General features: G+C 79.8%; 1 pseudogene. It reads left to right on the forward strand.

Features of this window, described 5'->3' with window-relative positions:
- Nucleotides 1-748: pseudogene (locus tag DZF91_RS40070) on the forward strand (hypothetical protein); the annotation flags it as partial.

Below are 748 nucleotides of genomic sequence, written 5' to 3' on the forward strand. Positions count from 1 at the left end.
GCTTCGACGAGGCCGCCGTCCCGCCCGCGCCGAGCACCGGAACCGGCCAGCCGAGCGCCGGAGCCGTCCGGCCGGGCGGCGACGCCGCGGGCCCGGCCTCGGACGGCGCGGTGACGGTGGCCGACGTCGTCCGGGGCGAGCTGACCGGCGTCCTGCTCCAGCTGTACGAGCAGCGCGAGCCGTCCACGCCGGACGACCTGGTCCGCGCCCTCCTCGACCACATCGACGCGGCGTACGACGTCGGCGACCCGGGACAGGTGGCCGAAGCGGTGGCCGACGCGCTCCGGCGCCATCTGGACGAGCTGGCCGAGTGGGGCGTGGTGGCCGGACGGGACGCGAATGCCGAGCGCGCCGCGGACGCCGGGGGATTGGAGCTGACGCCGCTCGGCGTCTGGGGCGTCCGCGAGCTGCTGCTCGCCGACGGCTACCGGGCCCCGGCCGTCGGGGCGCTGGCCGACGCCCCCGCCGGGGAGCTGGTGGCCGGTCTCGCCCTGCACCGCCCCGAGACCCTGGACGACGAGATCACCGCCTGGCTGCGCGGCCGGGACCAGCGGCAGGCCGGCCGCGACCTGGTCGCCGTCATGCGCGACGGCGGGGCGGGGGAGCGCGTGCTGGCCGCCGCCGTGCTGGACCGGCTCGGCGCGGAGGCCGAGCCGCCCGTCCGGGAGGCCGTGGACGACCCGGACGTCCGCCCGTACGCGGCGCGCTGGCTGACCGGGCACGGCCTGCCCGCCCCCGACCCCGACCC

The organism is Actinomadura logoneensis, assembly GCF_003428695.1.
In the GTDB taxonomy this organism is placed as follows: Bacteria; Actinomycetota; Actinomycetes; order Streptosporangiales; family Streptosporangiaceae; genus Spirillospora; species Spirillospora logoneensis.